Genomic DNA, 16,970 nt, shown 5'->3' with positions numbered 1-16,970 from the left:
GAAAAAAGAGCATTTCTGTTATATATAAATGTAACTGTAATTCAATATTTCGACTTCTCAAGAAACGTCTTAAGCGTTGTAGAACTTCTTCCAGACGATGTTCAATGTACTCTAAAAAACCGTTCACTCACATTTCGTAATCTTTGATTCCGAAAAAGTAGATTTTTTTTGAACGATGCCGAATGAGTAAGTATAAGTAGGAAAAAACAAAGAAGTCGCAAAGAATGAACATTCATATTCGCGTCATTTTTTACCAAGCTACGTATCTCAACATGCTCAGTGAATTTTTCGAGGATGAAATATGTGTCAATTTCAACTTTTTGAAAAAATGCTTTAAAGGCTAGGAGGAGGCTTTTTTTCTTAATTATGTTTTCGAGATTGATACTCATGACGCAAAAAATGCATCATTATTACAAGAGTGAAAATCTATTTTGTCGAATGTTTTAAATTTATACAATTTGGAATTTGAGTATGTCCATGGAAGATGTATTCATTATATTAGCAACCATATCAAGTTGTTGAACTTATGTCTTGTTTGTTTGAAAGTCATCAGAAGAAGCCATACATAGTTTTAGCCTTTTTGTGTTATTATGTAAGAGAAAGGCGGTAGATTGGGAATGGACGATTTGTTTGACAAATACAAAGAATCGATCATGTTGTCGTATCAATATGCATTTCGTTTATTGTTGCACTTAAAAAATGTGATTTCAGCATCGCAACAAATAACAAATGAAGACGAATTGATGAAAGAAGTGTATAGAGATTCGATTGTGAAAAAATATGAGATTTTAGAAGATCAACTTTGGAAGCTTTTATCAAAAATTTTTAAGTCATCCGGGCTTGAACTAAACAGTCCGCGGGCATGTTATCGTCAAGCTTTTAAGGAAGGATGGATTGAAAATATTGATGTATGGAACGATATACTGAGTTCGCGAAACGCAACTGCCCATGTGTATAACGAAGAAGATTATGAGCGAATAAAAAATAAAATCGTAAATGAATATGTTCACCAAATCGAAGCGTTGCTTCAAAAAATAAAAGAAGAAGTGATTGATAGCGATGTATGGAATTAATAAAAATGTATTTGAGCGGTTGCTTACGTATTTTGAAGGTGACAAAGAGATTCAAAAAGTTATTTTGTTTGGATCACGCGCAAAAAACACGGCACGCTATAATTCTGATATTGATTTGTGTCTTGATTATACCGGAAATAAAAAGGGGAAAATAATGGACGACATTGACGAGATTGTCGGCATTTATTCGTGTGATGTGCTGTTTTTTGACTCGCTGAATGAGGAAATAAAACGGCAAATTATGCGTGATGGAAAGGTCATTTATGCAAAGCCTCTGTCGTGAGCTCAGTGTTCGAGAGTATGTGTCGAACATGATGGGACCCAAAAGTGTTCGCTAGGCGTTCTCTTTTCGGGTGTCCTCCCTTTTTCCGCAAAAAACATCCATGAGTAAATTTTACTCCCCACCCATACATGAAAATCAACTATTCCTTCCCATAATGGATGATGAACGCAAACAGTTTTGAAAGACGTTCTTGGCGAACAGTGACAGGCATTGTTTGTCAATATTGTAAAAAAGCTGCAGAAAGAGAATCCTTCCTCTGGAAGTTTTGTATGATTAGTGAAGTATGCTGAGGAGCGTCCGCATGAGGTTGCTATGTTGTTAAATCAGTTCATTTATTCATCTTTATTTCCTGCCTCAAACTTTGCGTAAAACTATAGTTTAATGAAAAATTCTCCTCAAGTTTTTTAGCTTAAAAGTGAAAGATGCTTAGCCCGGTGTTTCATCATCTTCCCTTGTTTTGCAATCCTCCTCAAGTTTGGGAACAATCATTCATACCCTCTTCTCTTGTTTTCTTAATATAATAAGAGAAAATCCAGTTTGTAGGAGTGGAGCGAGATTGGAACCAATTGAAAGATTGCTAGCCGTTTTTCCGAAGCGGACGATTTCGTTAGGGGAGCTGGAACAGCTCATTCAGCCTTTTGTACGTACGTATGATGAGTTTTCCGAAATAATTTTGCGTCTGGAGGCGGAGCGGGTGCTTGACATGGTGAAGTCGAAAGGGCGGACAACGAGAACCCCGTCTCTCGCTTTTCAATATCGCATTTATAAAAGCAGATTTATAGAAGACTATCATCATGAGCTGCAGCGCTATCAAAATCGGCTTCATCCGGCGATTCAGCTCGATGCCTATTACGGCAAAGATCCGTCCGTTTGGAACAACGATGTGCCGTTCATTTTAAAAATTGACGAATATTTAAAGACGCATTCGTTACCGAGCGAACCCGTTCCCGCACCGGAGCACAGCATGGAGTTGGTCGGCGATGAGAAATGGATCACCGAAGGCGACGGGAAAAAGCTGCTTGAGCGAATCGGTCTTTTTGACCACCTTCTCATCATCCCCGTGTCCGAACCGTTAATGTTAGCCGTCCATCCGGCAAAAATAGCGGAAGTGGTCCAGCTCCACCTCATTGTTGAAAATAAAACGACGTATCAAGCGCTGCTTCCCGCGCTTCCAGACACCGCATTTTCGACGCTGATTTACGGGGAAGGCAAAGCCATAATTAGCAGCATCGAACAATTTTCGCTGCAATATCCGGTGAAAGCGGACCATCGTTTTTATTACTTTGGCGACATTGACCGCGAAGGTATTGCGATTTGGCATTCGCTTGCGAAAAAGCAGCCCGTTTCACCGGCGCTTCCGTTTTATCGGGCGTGTTTGCAGAAAGATCCGGCCAGCGGCAAGGACTATCAGATGGAGCGGGCGGACGCGCTTGACGCGTTTCTCGCTTATTTTTCAGCGGATGAAAAAAAGCAGCTTCAAGAGCTGTTGGCTTCCGGCCAGTACTATCCGCAAGAAATGTTGAAAACGAGGGAACTGCAACAAATTTGGAGGGAATGGCAGTGGACAAGCTAGAATTGGCAGGGGTGACGGACGGCTATCGCGAACGTATCAGAAGGCTTGCGCTGTTTGATCCGCTTTTTGATCTTGAGCGGAAGCGTTCAACTGACCTCAATGGGCAGCCGATTGATATGAAAGGGCTCGGGCTATTGGCGCTTTTATTTTTCTTTGAGCAAAAGCTGATGCGGCAGTATAAAACTGGGGTAAAACAGCTCGCGTCTTTTTTAAAAAAGCTAACGGAAAATGTGTACGTGTTAGATGACGAGATGTACGAAGACTTGGCGCGGACGATTATTCAAACGTGTTCGCCCGACGACGGGGAAAAAACGGAGTTATTCGTTTTACGATTGGGAAAAACGGGAAGAGAGCGCGATTGAATATTCCCTTTTAAAAGCGAACGATTTCAATGTGAAAACGAATACGCAATATTACACGCTCGATGAAGATGGGCTTGAGCTCGTCTTTGCGACGAAGGAGTTTTATAGCGAATTCCAGTTAGCGATTAACCAGTTGATGTTGCGGAAACGGTTGGAAAAAGGCGAATTTGCCGCGGCACTCAAGCAAATCAACGAAATGCGAATTGACGTCGAAACATTGGAAGAACGCATGACTCGGCTGAAGCATGAAATTCAGCGCAGCATTATTTCCGAAGAGACGTTTGAACGGTATAAACAGCTACTCGACGACATCTACAGTCGGCTTTCGCGAGAGGATGAGGAGTTCAAGGAACTGCGCGAATTCGTCAATGAAACAAGGGAACGCCTGTACGCGCGCGATGTTCATCAAAAAGAAGCGAAGACGTATGAACTTGTCTTAAAAATCGCCCGGGAATTAGAGTCGGTGCATTATGCGCATTCTGCTTTGCTTGACAAGGCTCTTTCATTAAAAAATACAACGCTCGTCACGGCGCAGGAGTCGCTTTATTATACGGGTCTGCATTCGTTCAATTTCGACCAAGACATCGTGTCATACATCGTTTCCACCCCGTTCCCCCCTCGAAGCGATGAAAGGGTTGCTCCACCCGTTTTTAAAAGTCGAAGAAAATCAATTTTGGTCGCCGCTTGCGATTTTTGCGGAGCAAAACATTACGGAAGAGAGGGAAGAAAAAGTTGGGCTGCGCTTTATCGAAGCGGACGATGCGGTGTGCGACGATCCGTATCGCACATGGCTTATGGCAAAATATAAAGAATTGATGCAGCTGTTTTTAGAGGCGTACCAGCTTGGGCGCGCCCAAACGCTTTCAGAGTTTTTCAGTTACTTGGACGACATCGGACAGTCGCGTTTGTATGAGCAGCGTTATTTTTACGATTTTTGGCTCATTATGCATCAACACTCCCCGGTTCAACACGGCGATATGAAAGGGGAGGAAGGAAACACACTTTTAGGGGATGCGCTCGTTTTGCTTGGCGGAAATGTGCTGGATGTCCAAGAAGGGGATCGTATTATTCGAAAATTTGAACGTTTTTCAATTCAAGACATGATGATAACGGTGAGGGAACAATGAGAAATTATCCAGAGCAAAAAGTCATTCAAGCGTTTCAATTGTATACGGTGCTAGCGAGCCATGGCGTCGCAGGCGAGCAGGCGGTGCAGCTTTATAAAAGCGACGATGATATACGCGGGCTATTGGATATATTCAGTCGCGAAGTCGATTGCGTGATCATTTTGACGAGCGAGCAAATGTTTCTCGTGCCGCGCACGAAGCTGTCTCCGTTCCATGTCAGCAACGACTGGATTAAGCGCCATTATCTTCGCTCAGGTGCCACGAACGGCGATTTGTACTTGCTTTATTTTACGGTGCTCGTTTTGTTTGGCAGCTTTTACGATACGTATCAAAGTCAAGAACCAACGCGGCAATTTTTAGGCATGGATGAATGGGTGCACCTTGTCCAAGAGCGTATCGATCAATTGAAACAGCACAATCCGGATGAATTGAAACATTTAGAACAAGAGTTTTCGTACAATTGGAGACTCATTATTGAAAAATGGGATGCGATGGACGATATTAAAGAAACAGCGAAAAAGCAAAGCGGCAATACGATCAGCCGTTTAAGCTTCATCGACACGACGCGGCGCTTTTTAATCGACCAAGATCTTATTGTCGATATCGGCAACCATGAAGTCGCGTTGACGGAAAAAGCAAAAACAATTGTTCAACGCTTTTTCATGGAAGTCGAATACAACCGCGGGATTTTTGAATTTATTTACGGATTTGAAAGGGAGAAGGACGATGCCAGCGATCAGTAAAATTCGGCTCACGAATGTTGTGTATGAAGAAGGGCGCAAACGGTACAACGATGAAATCTTCCGCTTTGACGGGCATAATGGGGCGATTTTGCTTGAAAATGGCGGAGGAAAAACGGTGTTTATTCAAACGGTGCTGCAAGCGATTTTGCCTCATGTCGATGTGGCAGACCGGAAAATTAAAAACACGCTGCAGCTCGAAAACGCCCCAGCCCATATTGCGATCGAATGGATGTTGAACGACGAACCGAGACGGTATGTCGTGACCACGGTCTCGCTGTTCATGACGAACAACGGACTCGATTCACTCCGCTACGTCTATGAATACAACGCGAACGACCCGCATGGCATCGAAGGTCTTCCGTTCGTGCGTGAAGGGAAAGATGGAAAGCGCCCGGCGGAACGCGGGGAAATGCAAGACTACTATAGTCATATGAAAGAGAAATCGTTCTTGGCGCGCACGTTTTCGACGATTAAAGAATACAAGGCGTTTATCGAAGAGCAATATCATATTATTTCAAGCGAATGGGAAAGCGTGGTGAAGATTAATAGTTCGGAAGGCGGCGTTGAAGCGTTTTTCGACGAATGCAAAAGCACGAACCAGCTGTTTGATCGCCTGCTCATTCCGATTGTCGAAAGCGCCATCGTCGGCCATGACGAGAAGCTGTTCGCCGATATGTTTGAAAAACAGCACTCAAGCTTCAAGCATTACAAAAAGCTGAAAGAGACGATCGAAGAAAACAAGCTCATTCAGCGGGAGTTGGAGAGATACGTCGAAACGTACGAACAACTCCATCGTGAAGAACTCGCGTATTTAAAAGCGAAGCAGCGCGCCAAAGGAGTATGGCTCGAAACGTTGAAGCAAAAGCAAGCGTGTCTTGACGAGCAGAAAGACATCGCGGACAAGCTTGAGTATTGGAAACTGAACTACGCAGCGCACAACAAAAAGCGTGCGTCATATGACATTTTAGTCGAAGAAGCGCGATGGCAAAAGCTTCAACGCGAATTTGAACTCGCCCTCGCGCGGCAGAAAGAAAAGGAAGAGGCGTTTGCCCGGCACAAACGAGATTATTATTCGCTGCAGCTGGCGGAGCGAAAAGAGCGGCGAAAACAGCATGAAGAGGCGCTTGCATACATCGAACGGGAGTTGGCCAAGCTGAAGGACGCTGAGGAACTTGCGAACTGCGAAGAGGAATTGGAAAGAGCGCGCCGCTTGCTGCTCGGCTGCTTCATCGAGAAGCTTGAGACGATTGACAAAGAACAACAAAGCCTTCACTATGAGCTGAATCCGATTCAGATGCAGATTGAACAATGGACGAAGGAAAAAGAAGCGCTTGATCAGAAAAAGCAGAACACCCGCGAAGAGCGCGCTGCCGTTCAAAGCCGCATCGAGGCGAGAGAGAGGGACATGGAGCAAATTAAACAGCACATTTTAGCAAACCCGTCCCAACAATCGGTAGAAGTAGAAAGGGAGAAATGGCTTGAGCGCGAACGGTGGCTTGATGAAGAAATTGTCCGCTTGCGCCAAGATGTGAAGCAATTCAGCCAAGCGGAACAAGAAGCGGAAGCGAAAAAAGAAGTGCTCCAGCAAGAATGGGCGGCAAAGCGTGCGGAATGCGAGGCACTGGCGCAACGACTCAAAGCGTTCGAAAACGAGGAGCAAGCGCTCATCAAGAAGCTCGCATCGCTCCGTCCGCAATGGGTCGCACTTGATAGCGTCTACTCCCATGAAGCGACGATCGGAATGAGACTCCTCGAAGAAATCGAGAAGAGAACGAAAGAGCGGGAGGCGCTCTTAGTGCGTGAACGCATCGTTTCGCGGCTCGCGGATGCGTACGGCGCACAAGACATCTTTTTCGCCGATCCGTTTTTAGCGCAGCAGCTCGCCTCGTGGAAAAACCAATTTGATTACGTAGAGACGGGCGTCGAATACTTACAGTCGCTTGAGGAAGAAGACCGCGCGAAGAAACGGGTGTTTCCGCTCTGGCCGATGACGTTGATTACAACAGCAAAATCGAAGGAGCGGCTCTCGCAAAAAGTGCAGTACTTAAATGACCGCTTGCAGCTGCCGATTGTCGTGTTTGCAGCGGACGAAGCGGCGCGCATCGAAGACGAAGCGTTTTCATACGAATGGATCGCGCCGCGCTATTGGGAGGAAGCGAGCGATCCAGAGTTGTTCCGCGCATGGAAAGAACGAATCAACGCGAGTGCGCAAGAAACGACAAAGCACCGCCAAGAGAAAGAAGCGGAACTCAAAGTGTGGCAAGACGTGCAACAAGCATTCCGCGCGTTTTTGGAAGCTCACCCGTACAAAACGGTTGAAGCGGCTCGCACGCAATACGCAGAGCTCATCAGCGGCATCGAGCAGCTGAACATGGCGATTGCCAAAGAAAAAGCGCGCATTGAAGAATGGCGTGCCAAAATCGCGCACGCGCAGTCGATCATCCACCAATACGAGCAAGAAATGAAAGGTTGGAGCGACAAAATCGAAGATGCAAATAAATATATCCAATATGAAAAAGAAGTGCAAGAAGCGCGAAAAACGGAAAAAACGCTCAACGAGACGATCGCGGCGCTTGAAAAAGACATTGTGCGCCTCAGCGAGCGGTTTGAAGACGCACTGGCACAAAAAGAGGATCTCGAAGAGCGCATCCGATCGCTACAAGCAGATCGCCGTAACATCGAACGAAGCGATGATTATCAATCGCTCCGCTCCTTTACACCGCTTTATTCAGGCGAAAGCGAGCGTGTCATTCGCGATAAAATTCGTAAGTTGGAAGACCGAATTAATGGAATTGAAACGACCTACAGGGAGTGGAAGTTGAGGCAAGAGACTGAACAAAGAGAAATTGACCGGCTAACGAACGAAATAAACAAGCTGAAACGCGAGCATAGCGACCTCGACGAAACGCGTTCGTTTCCAAGCGACGGACCGTATGTGCTGCAGCAGTTAGAAGAACAAATCGCGTCGCTCCAATCGGAATTAAAGCGGTTAAACAAAGACGTGCAAGATGCCTTGATCAGAAAGGAGCAGCAAAGCGGCGTGTTAAAAACGAAAGAGCAGCAATTTCAACAACAATATCCGAATGAAGAACGTTGGCCGTTTACCGAACCGCTTGATGAGATCGCCGATCATTTGAAAACCGAAAAAGAAGAACTGGAGAAACGGAAGGTGTTTCTCGACCAAGAACATGAGCGCTTGGCGAAAAAGATGAAAAGCATTGAACAGGCAGAACGCCATTTAGAGTTATCTAAAGAAGTGCATCATTTCAATGCGCCGACTATCGACGCCCTTTCGTTGAGCGCGGAAGAAGCAACGGCATTTACGTACGAGCACCAACGTTTTATCGAAGGTATCACCGAGAGTTTAAAGGCGGGCAGACAAGCGGTCGAAGAGACGAAAAGCCGCGTCGAGCGCGCGAAACGTTCTTTTAGAGAGTTTTGCAACGCTTCGATTAAAGATATGAAAATGCGGCAAATGGCACTCAACGGCATTGAGCATAAAGAGACGTACGAAGACATTATCGACTTTAAGAAAAATATGATGCGAAGCGTTGAAAGCGCGACAAACTACGCGAATGAACATATCCGGCAAAAAGACGCGGAGCTTCAAGCGTTTATTAATCATATTCACACCCATTTGCGCACATTGGTGGAGGAGCTGAAGCAAATCCCGAACAAAACAAGAGTAAAAGTCGGAGACGAATGGAAGCGCATTTTCACGTTTACGATTCCAGAGTGGGAAGAAGAAGTCGGCAAGACGCGCATTTGCAACCATATTGAATGGATTTTACAGCAGCTCGAGTCCGAACGGTTTATGAACGAGCACGGCCAGCAAGACGAAGCGAAGGTGAGAAAAGAAATCGAAATGTGGCTGCAATCGAAGCAGCTTCTCCAAGTCGTCATGAACAACGAAGGCATGAAAGTGAACTGCCGAAAGGTGACGAACGACAACCAAGTGACGATGCGCTCGTATTCGTGGGAGCAAAGCAACGTCTGGTCTGGAGGCGAAAAATGGAGCAAAAACATGACGCTCTTTTTAGGTATTCTCAACTATGTCGCAGAGAAAAAGCAGCACATCCAGCCGACGATGAAACGCCATCGCACCGTCATTTTAGACAATCCGTTCGGAAAAGCATCAAGCGACCACGTGCTCAACCCGGTCTTCTTTATCGCTGAACAGCTTGGCTTCCAAATCATTGCTTTGACCGCACATGCGGAAGGCAAGTTTCTCAGGGACTACTTCCCGATCATTTACAGCTGCCGTCTGCGCCCATCGTCCGAACCGAACAAGCAGGTGATGACGAAGGAAAAATGGCTCCACTACGCCTATTTTCAAGATCACGAGCCAAAATCGCTCGAACGTCTCGGCGAAACCGAGCAGTTGGAGTTGTTTTAGGAGATTGGAAGAGTCAATGAGAGCTGTGGGATAAATTTCATCATACAACACATCATAACGCAAATGATTAATGATGATAGGGGCATTTAATAACAACTGGCCACAGGGGTGAAAGATTCGCTTCCTTGGTCAGTTTTTTCCTGTAAAAGGAATAAGTCATTCAGCGGGAACTTCAGCTTGTATGATGTACTCTTAGAACTTACAATTATTCGTAATAGTTACCGATAATGTAAAGGGGATGTATGAAATGAATCAACAAACTGCGGGAAAAAGTAAAATGAACAGGGCGGCAAACTGGACTATATACGTTCTTCTAGCTTTGTCTGTTACAGACAGTACGGAAAACCGTGATCATTCATAAAGCGCTCTAATGGTCGGGAATACACGCCTGTTGCTTCAATACAATGGCTGGAACTTGTCCATTTTTTTGTACTAAATCGATGATTCGTTTATTTAGCTGTTCAAAATGGGGTCGATTATGCAAAATTTCCCCCTCAAAAATACAAGAACGTGCAGCGTTATAAATCACCATATAACTTTTTCCCATACTGACATCAAAAGCTATGACGCTTTTCATATACATTCCTCCTGATTTTTATGTAGAAGTCTTCACTTCACCTTATCGATTCCCTTTTCTTATACACGATCTCAAGGAACCAACATACTGAAACTGATTCTTATAAGGGCAGTGAAGTAGGCCAGTTTTTTCATTACGAACTCAAGGTTCTGGGGCTGTCACGACCTATTCTCCACTTCTACTATAAAAAAATAGTAGCACAGACCATGGCCGTGGTCTGGGCTACTAATCTTAGTATGTTTTATTTTTAGCTCGAAAATTGGAATTAAATAGCTTATGATGTTTTTTTTTGTTATAATTAGTGCGAAATTTGTAAATAATTTTATATAATAGTAAGTAGTAAGTTGTATAAAATGTCATTTTATCCCAATTAATTTTTGGAAATAAAGTTAGAAATGCTTCTTTTTTACTATACAGTTAGAAAAAAAGGAAGGTATTCCATGCATAATAAGCAACAAGATATTATGATTGACTACTTGGCCAGCTTAGGAGAAAAGTTTGCAGAGCAAATTTTAATTAATAATGATATTGTTTATAAACTTTGCTCTCAAACGGATGAGCTCGGGACTGTTAGAGAAGAAGTTATACATTTAAAAGTTGTCCATGAGGAAATAGAAAAGCTAATAAGAAAGCTAACAAATGATGTTAGTGATGGCATTAGTGAAGTAAAAGAAGCAATTAAAGAAAATTCGAATCATCTACTTGCAAAAAATGAACAGTATATAAAGGTTTTAAAAGCAATAGAACATAGTATTGAGAATCAGAATAAGCTTATTAATTCTATACATACTAAGCTTGAAACTCACATTTCTACGGAGTTTAGTAAACAAGTCGCTCTATTAAAAGATATAGATTTAAAACATAAACAAAAACAAGAGGAATTGTTTCAGAATATAGATTACTCAATTGGTTTATTGGAACAAAATCAAGAAAATAGTGTTAAAGCTATAAAAGATCATATAAAAGCAATCAGCACAAATCATTCAAGGGATTTAGACAGGGTTAAAGATAGGCTTGTAGAACTTGAACGAAAAGTGTCGAAAGGCCAACTATGGAATTATATACTTTTATGTATCATTATTCTTTTAGCTTTTTTTCGGTAGGTGTGTGGTTTGGATAAAACGTATATTGTTTTTTATGAAGATTGTATTGAATGTTTATATAAACAACAATCGAAAGAGTTTCCAGCATATATCTATGAAAATATTAACGGGGATTTTATATTCGGAAGAAAGGCTGAGGTATTAAGAAATATCTGGCCTATACGGGATTCGGGATACTTTTTTGAACTAATACGCAAAGAAAAAGTAAAGAGTCGAATAGAGAAAATGATTAAAGATATTTTTTCCCAACTCACTAATAACTGTGTTGGACCCTATGTTTTCGTGTTTCCTAATTCAATTTTACGATTGTATCGAGCAGAGTTACAGCAAACAATTCGTAGTTTAATCAAAGACTTTGAGATTCAAAGTTTTGTCTTTTTTTATTTAAGTAGCCCAGTTAAAAATAAAAAGGTTGTCACAAAATACATCATGCATTTGTACAGAGGAGTAGAGGGAACGGAGCTTATATTATCTAAATTTGAAAAAAATAAATTATTTGTCGAAAAAGAAATATATTTTTCAGATATACAAGAAGAAGTTTTGTTAATCAAAGCAATTAATAAGTTGTGTATAGAATTAAACATTAATTCACGAAAAGATTTGAGTATTTTTGCAAAATCTAAAGAAAAGTTTTCGAACAACTTTAAAGGGATATTCAAATATTTCTACGAAGATAATGGAAAGTCATTCCAAATAGGCCATATGATACCGATTGAATACGGAGAAGGTTATAAATTATTAAAACATGAAATTGATTTAGAAAAGGTAATGACACAGCTCATCGAAAAATTACCTTCTCAAAGATATAAAGGAATATTTTTAAATATTTTAACTTCATTTTCATATTATTCTAAGGATGATAAACAAATTCTAATCAATCTTCTTAAGCAAATGATTATTAAAGAAGAGGTCATAAAACAACAAGAATTAGAAAAGTTAAGAGATTTGTTTCTTTTAAAGCCACTAAGAACGCAAAAAGTTGGTATAGTAAGTCCGTTCACGTATGGAAAATCTACGGTTTTAAATGGTTTATTAGGTTTACCTATATTGAAAGAAGCAATAACTGCTGAAACAGCTGTAGTTACCTATATTACATATTCACCGTACTTTTCATTATATTATGAGACGGAAAATGACATCTTTTCTAAACGTTATGATAGTTTTGAAGAATTCCGTGAAGATATTATTAAATGCTCTAGTGTAAAAGTTATATCATCTGATTTTCAAAAAATTCATATCACATTACCTTTTGCTGGTCTATACAAATCGATTGAATGGATAGATACACCAGGTTTTTTTGGTCCTCATAAACATCATGATTTAATTACAGAAAATTCGTTAAAAGAGTTTGATATAATCGTTTTTTTAATTGATCCTGAACAAGTAGGGAAAGAACAGTACATGGATAAATTAGTGAGATTTCGTAAAGAATTGGATGTTCCTTTTATATTTGCTGTTAATAAATATGATTTGCACTATCAATCCATAAATACAGTTATGGGAGAGGTAAGAAGGTTGTTTAATCCAATTTTTAAAAATTCTCCTATTGTCTATATTTCTGGCTATTGGGCAGTTAAAGTAAAAGCATATGAAAAGAAGTTAATTAGTATTGAAGAGTTAAAAAGAGACAGGGATATGTTTTTAATCGACGACGATGGTATGTATTATCCAAGTCCGCTTTTAGAAGAACATCATCTTCCCAAAATATATGAAAACAGCAATATCAAAATCTTGGAGCAAAAAATAAATAAATTCGTTAGGAGATTGCTACGAAAGGAGGAGATTCATGGATGAATGTTTCTATATTTTATGACACACCTAAGTACGTAAATCAATTTCAGATGTTCATAGAGTCAAAAAAAGAGCTTTTTCACTCATTTACATATGAATATATACCTTTAGAAAAAGAAATACCTACCAAAGATTCAATCAGTATATTTTTACTAAATTCCCAAAGAGCAAACTCAAGTCACCTGACTAATACGATACAACGACTTAAACAACTCGGTGCCCACGATAAAAGTATGATTTTTGTTATTAATGATATTGAAAAAATATCGAATGAGGAAGTCGCCATTGTTTATAAAGATTTAGAAAAAAAATTGAGTAGACTGATAAAAGACCCGAAAATACTATTTGTTTCATTAACTGGGTATGAAGTTATGCAAAGATATAAATCAGAGGGCGTAGTAAGTACTTTCTTATTCTCGAATCATAAGGATGGTGCGGTTAAAACGTTTCAACAGATTCTTCATGAACGCAATATTCAACTGCTAATAGAATATTCAGGTGTACAAAAGCTGGAAGAAGCAATAAAAAAGCTTCTTAAAAAGGAGTTTTTAGCTATAAAGAGGGATCCTTCAAAAAAATATATATTTGCATATAGACTTGATCCATTATTTCTAAGGGAACTACAGAAAGATATTAGTTTATTTATACAGGTTATCGATACGGAAGACGATTTAGAGTTTTTAAGAGAAGAAGTGGAAACCATAGTAGTTACTTCCCGATACTTTTATGAAATTACAGAAGATAATCTTAATAGTTATCGAAACATGATTTTATTAGTCGATGGTAGCAATCAAATACAATTATTTGAAATGGAAAAAGCAATTAGGAAATGGAAACGTAAATTTCCAGATACACTATTTATACCAGTAAATAGCTATCCTTTATCTAAACTAGACAATATAGTAACTGAAGAATTAATTAAAGATAAAGATATTGTTATTGTTGATGATAATGGATTTCCTTTACCGAAAACAACAATAAAAAATTGGAAAAATGTTCTGTTTAAGAGTAGCGGCATAGACGTTGTTAAAAATGTATTACAGCAAAGACGGGAGGAAATATTTGTATGATTCAAAAATTTATTGAAAAAAGAAATCGAATAATAGAGCTTATCCAAGAAGTCAAAAATAGTAATTATTTTTATGATGAAGTAATTACTGAATCAGGTATAAATAAAAGTTTAGCAAATTTAAAGTCAGGTGCGTTTAAGGTTGCACTGATCGCTCCATTTTCTGCGGGAAAATCAACATTTATTAATGGATTGATCGGCGAAGATTTATTGTCTCGTAACATTTTAGCAGAAACAGCAACAATCACAACTTTAAAATATGGGAAAGAAAATAAAATAAAAGTTTATTATTATGACGGTACGGAAGAAGAGTACCCGGGTATAAATGATACACAAGTTACCTTTGAGGACTTAAAAAGATTTTTGAAAGAAAAAACGACGGTCACAAGAATAGAAAGCGAAAAGGAGTTTGTTGTTAGGGTTGAAGACAGTGTTCGAGCAGTCGATGTGTTTTGGGATGTTGATTTGCTAAAAGATGGGGTTGAAATTATAGATACACCAGGATTGTATTCTTCTTATAAAGAGCATAAAGATATTACTGAACGGATTTTAACAGAAGCACATGCGATCCTCTTCTTAATTTCTCCGGACAGCGTAGGGGAAGTGCATTTTACCGAATTTATTTCTAATTATGTTGAAAATGCTAAAAGAAGCAACTTAGATGCGGAAGGAAAACATATCTTTTTTGTTATTACAAAAATAGATCGCTTTAAGAAGGAAGAGATTCAACATGCTCGTGAAGAACTGCTAAAAGTGCTTCAGCCGATTTTGTCAAATCCGCAAATTCTTGAAGTTTCCTCTTATTTTGCAATGAAATCGCGCATGTATGAAAAAGGGAGATTTTCTTTGCAGGAACTTCAGTCTGATCGAGATATTTTATTTATAGACGAGGAAACAGGTTATCCAGTTGCTGGTCCGCTACTAACAGAAGATAAAGTTCCGCTTATTAAAGAAGTCAGTCAAATTGAAAAGGTTGAAAAAACGTTAGCTGATTACCTTGAGTATAAAAATAATTATTTAATTGATGAAGTGATAAGTTTGACATTGAGTATGTTTGAAAGAGAACAGGAAGAATTACAACAAAGAATACAAATGTTAGAGAATAATTTTAAAAATGAAGAGGTTAATTACCAACTGAAATTAGAAAGTTTACAAAGGGATTTTGTACGTGATGTGGAAGAATTAAAACAGAAAACAGAAAAGAGAGTAATCGAAGAATTTGAATATAATGAACGGGGACAATCGCCTATTGTAAATTTGGTAAAAGAAATTCGAAAATACGAGACTCCAATTTTAACTGAACAAGTGAAAATTCAATCAATGAAAGCGTGGCAAGCAAGAAAAAACGAGTTAAATCAATACAATGGTAAACGTATTATGCAAGAAATCATTGATATTTTAAAAATTAATATACAGACAGCAAAGAAAACCTTTATACAAAAAGTTTTCCAACAATTAGAACGAAGATATACGAAAAGTATGGAAGAATTTATTGGGGCATTTAAAGATTTCGAAAAAGAAGTGCTTGATAATTTTGTGAAAGAGCTAGATTTGCAACCAATTGAAAATCATAGTTCTTTCTTTAATAAAGAGCAAGTGTTAAACGAAGTGAGTAATGAAGTAGAGAAGTTTTACAAAGAAACGGCTCTTGAATGCTCTCCGGCTATTAATGAAAGAATTGATGATTTAATCAATGAAAATACTTCTTATAGTCGAAAACCGGGACTTTTGAATGCGATTAAATCTTTTTTTGGAAAAGCAGAAATGATTAAAGAATTTAACCAATACCGTTATCAGCAAGATTTTAGACAGTTGGTCGATGAGGTGACTGATGAAAGTTTAGAAGTTTTAAGAATGGAAGTTACTGAGATTGAGTTCTCAATTGAAGAGAAAATTCGATTAATTAATGATAAAGTTAAAAAGGGATTAAAGGAAAAAATTGATCATTTCCAAAAATGGAAAACGAGAAATATGAAACAGCTTGAGGAAGAGCTGTCAATCAAAAAAGAAGATATGGAAGAAGCTATTTCAGCTATTGAACAAAAGGTTTCAAGTCTATCTCAGAAGTATGAAGAAGTTCGTCAAAAGTATTTAGATATTTTAGTGTTGGAGGAGGGCGACATTAGTGAAGTTCAATCAGTATCTTGAAAATACAAAAAATTATTTGACTGCTTATTATCAGGATTTATTAGAGCAGTTTCAAAGTCGTTCAGTAAACTCTTACCCACAATTAATCAAATTAGAAAAAGCTGGTATTAATCGTTTTTTTCAATCTCAACTAGATACTATTCTTTTAAATATACGTGACGAGTTAAAAAATTTTTTTGAATCAGAAGAGGCGAGTCAAATTTATAATGAATTAAAAACCAAATTTTTTCACAAAGAAATTTCTGCTATGGATTATAACTTTTCTAGTGATTCGAAAAAAGAATCGCTAGTTCAAAGAGTTGTATTGCATAGTAATTCTCAAAATAGAACGTTAAAAGAGAACAGCAATCAAAACATTATGTATGCTACCGCAGGAGGGGCTGTTGCAGGGGGAGTAACAGGTCTTGCTCTTGGAACTGCAATTGGAAAACCAGCTATTCTTGCAATCACAGGTGTTATCGGCGGAGCAGTATGTGTATATTTTGTTGCATCCAGTTTTGTTAATAATTATGCGTCAGGTAAGGAGCGGACAAATATAAAATATGTAAACAAACAATCGGAAATTTCTATGACTTCGAAACAGCAAAAAGACAACACTTTGCCGATTGAAGCGGTTCTACAAAAAAGAAAGTATGAAGTAGAAGAGTATATTTACAATGTAATCACTAGTATTCAAAAAGAATATGAAGCAATACTGAAGAGAGCTAGTTAAAGGAGGAAAAAGC

Annotated in this window: 13 protein-coding genes and 1 pseudogene; 13 read left to right on the top strand and 1 reads right to left on the bottom strand. The window is 39.2% G+C overall.

The genetic code is table 11. The features are described from left to right. Window positions 1–617 precede the first annotated feature (617 nt). The 8 genes from NSU19_RS10635 to NSU19_RS10600 all read left to right on the top strand — a co-directional run bounded on the left by NSU19_RS10635 (window position 618) and on the right by NSU19_RS10600 (window position 9,557). Window positions 618–1,073: an HI0074 family nucleotidyltransferase substrate-binding subunit gene (locus NSU19_RS10635; RefSeq protein WP_094245930.1), complete on the top strand. Its 456-nt coding sequence runs from the start codon at window positions 618–620 to the stop codon at window positions 1,071–1,073. After that, window positions 1,060–1,356 carry a nucleotidyltransferase domain-containing protein gene (locus tag NSU19_RS10630; protein WP_003397908.1) on the top strand — a complete coding sequence of 99 codons (297 nt, stop codon included), beginning with the start codon at window positions 1,060–1,062 and terminating at the stop codon, window positions 1,354–1,356. The genes NSU19_RS10635 and NSU19_RS10630 overlap by 14 nt, the downstream gene beginning before the upstream one ends. Before the next feature lie 556 nt (window positions 1,357–1,912). After that, window positions 1,913–2,929 (top strand): Wadjet anti-phage system protein JetD domain-containing protein, encoded by a 1,017-nt coding sequence (locus NSU19_RS10625; RefSeq protein WP_339196429.1) that lies wholly within the window; start codon window positions 1,913–1,915, stop codon window positions 2,927–2,929. Continuing rightward, a complete protein-coding gene (locus NSU19_RS10620; protein WP_339196427.1) occupies window positions 2,917–3,291 on the top strand; it encodes a hypothetical protein in 375 nt (124 codons plus the stop codon). The genes NSU19_RS10625 and NSU19_RS10620 overlap by 13 nt, the downstream gene beginning before the upstream one ends. Window positions 3,292–3,322: 31 nt before the next feature. Next, on the top strand, window positions 3,323–4,099 hold the full coding sequence (locus NSU19_RS10615; protein WP_339196425.1) for a hypothetical protein: 777 nt from the start codon (window positions 3,323–3,325) through the stop codon (window positions 4,097–4,099). Further along, window positions 4,056–4,418, top strand: coding sequence for a hypothetical protein (locus NSU19_RS10610; protein WP_339196423.1), 363 nt, complete (start codon window positions 4,056–4,058; stop codon window positions 4,416–4,418). The genes NSU19_RS10615 and NSU19_RS10610 overlap by 44 nt, the downstream gene beginning before the upstream one ends. Continuing rightward, complete coding sequence (locus NSU19_RS10605; protein ID WP_339196421.1) at window positions 4,415–5,161, top strand: DUF6063 family protein; 747 nt, start codon at window positions 4,415–4,417, stop codon at window positions 5,159–5,161. Before NSU19_RS10610 ends, NSU19_RS10605 begins: the two co-directional genes overlap by 4 nt. Next, complete coding sequence (locus NSU19_RS10600) at window positions 5,145–9,557, top strand: hypothetical protein (RefSeq protein ID WP_339196419.1); 4,413 nt, start codon at window positions 5,145–5,147, stop codon at window positions 9,555–9,557. The genes NSU19_RS10605 and NSU19_RS10600 overlap by 17 nt, the downstream gene beginning before the upstream one ends. A gap of 329 nt (window positions 9,558–9,886) precedes the next feature. Here NSU19_RS10600 and NSU19_RS10595 read toward each other — a convergent pair. Next, window positions 9,887–10,134, bottom strand: a pseudogene (locus tag NSU19_RS10595) (IS110 family transposase); the annotation flags it as partial. Between the two features lie 440 nt (window positions 10,135–10,574). On the opposite strand from NSU19_RS10595, the gene NSU19_RS10590 reads away from it, so the two are divergent. From NSU19_RS10590 to NSU19_RS10570, 5 genes are read left to right on the top strand one after another with little or no spacing between them, the layout of a single operon-like run. Beyond that, window positions 10,575–11,237: a hypothetical protein gene (locus NSU19_RS10590; protein ID WP_339196417.1), complete on the top strand. Its 663-nt coding sequence runs from the start codon at window positions 10,575–10,577 to the stop codon at window positions 11,235–11,237. 9 nt (window positions 11,238–11,246) lie between these two features. Further along, window positions 11,247–13,031 carry a dynamin family protein gene (locus tag NSU19_RS10585; protein ID WP_339196414.1) on the top strand — a complete coding sequence of 595 codons (1,785 nt, stop codon included), beginning with the start codon at window positions 11,247–11,249 and terminating at the stop codon, window positions 13,029–13,031. Then, window positions 13,028–14,098: a hypothetical protein gene (locus tag NSU19_RS10580; RefSeq protein WP_339196412.1), complete on the top strand. Its 1,071-nt coding sequence runs from the start codon at window positions 13,028–13,030 to the stop codon at window positions 14,096–14,098. The genes NSU19_RS10585 and NSU19_RS10580 overlap by 4 nt, the downstream gene beginning before the upstream one ends. Next, on the top strand, window positions 14,095–16,245 hold the full coding sequence (locus tag NSU19_RS10575) for a dynamin family protein (protein ID WP_339196410.1): 2,151 nt from the start codon (window positions 14,095–14,097) through the stop codon (window positions 16,243–16,245). The genes NSU19_RS10580 and NSU19_RS10575 overlap by 4 nt, the downstream gene beginning before the upstream one ends. Beyond that, window positions 16,223–16,957: a hypothetical protein gene (locus NSU19_RS10570; RefSeq protein ID WP_339196408.1), complete on the top strand. Its 735-nt coding sequence runs from the start codon at window positions 16,223–16,225 to the stop codon at window positions 16,955–16,957. Before NSU19_RS10575 ends, NSU19_RS10570 begins: the two co-directional genes overlap by 23 nt. Window positions 16,958–16,970: the final 13 nt, after the last annotated feature.

Source organism: Aeribacillus sp. FSL k6-2211 (assembly GCF_037966125.1).
Lineage (GTDB): Bacteria > Bacillota > Bacilli > Bacillales > Aeribacillaceae > Aeribacillus > Aeribacillus composti.
The sequence above is the reverse complement of the archived record's forward strand: the minus strand, read 5'-3'. Positions and strand labels throughout refer to the sequence as shown.

Coding starts and splice junctions, on each gene's coding strand:
- NSU19_RS10635 (WP_094245930.1), top strand. CDS start 618: ATGGACGATTTGTTTGACAAATACAAAGAATCGATCATGTTGTCGTAT.
- NSU19_RS10630 (WP_003397908.1), top strand. CDS start 1,060: ATGTATGGAATTAATAAAAATGTATTTGAGCGGTTGCTTACGTATTTT.
- NSU19_RS10605 (WP_339196421.1), top strand. CDS start 4,415: ATGAGAAATTATCCAGAGCAAAAAGTCATTCAAGCGTTTCAATTGTAT.
- NSU19_RS10600 (WP_339196419.1), top strand. CDS start 5,145: ATGCCAGCGATCAGTAAAATTCGGCTCACGAATGTTGTGTATGAAGAA.
- NSU19_RS10590 (WP_339196417.1), top strand. CDS start 10,575: ATGCATAATAAGCAACAAGATATTATGATTGACTACTTGGCCAGCTTA.
- NSU19_RS10580 (WP_339196412.1), top strand. CDS start 13,028: ATGAATGTTTCTATATTTTATGACACACCTAAGTACGTAAATCAATTT.
- NSU19_RS10575 (WP_339196410.1), top strand. CDS start 14,095: ATGATTCAAAAATTTATTGAAAAAAGAAATCGAATAATAGAGCTTATC.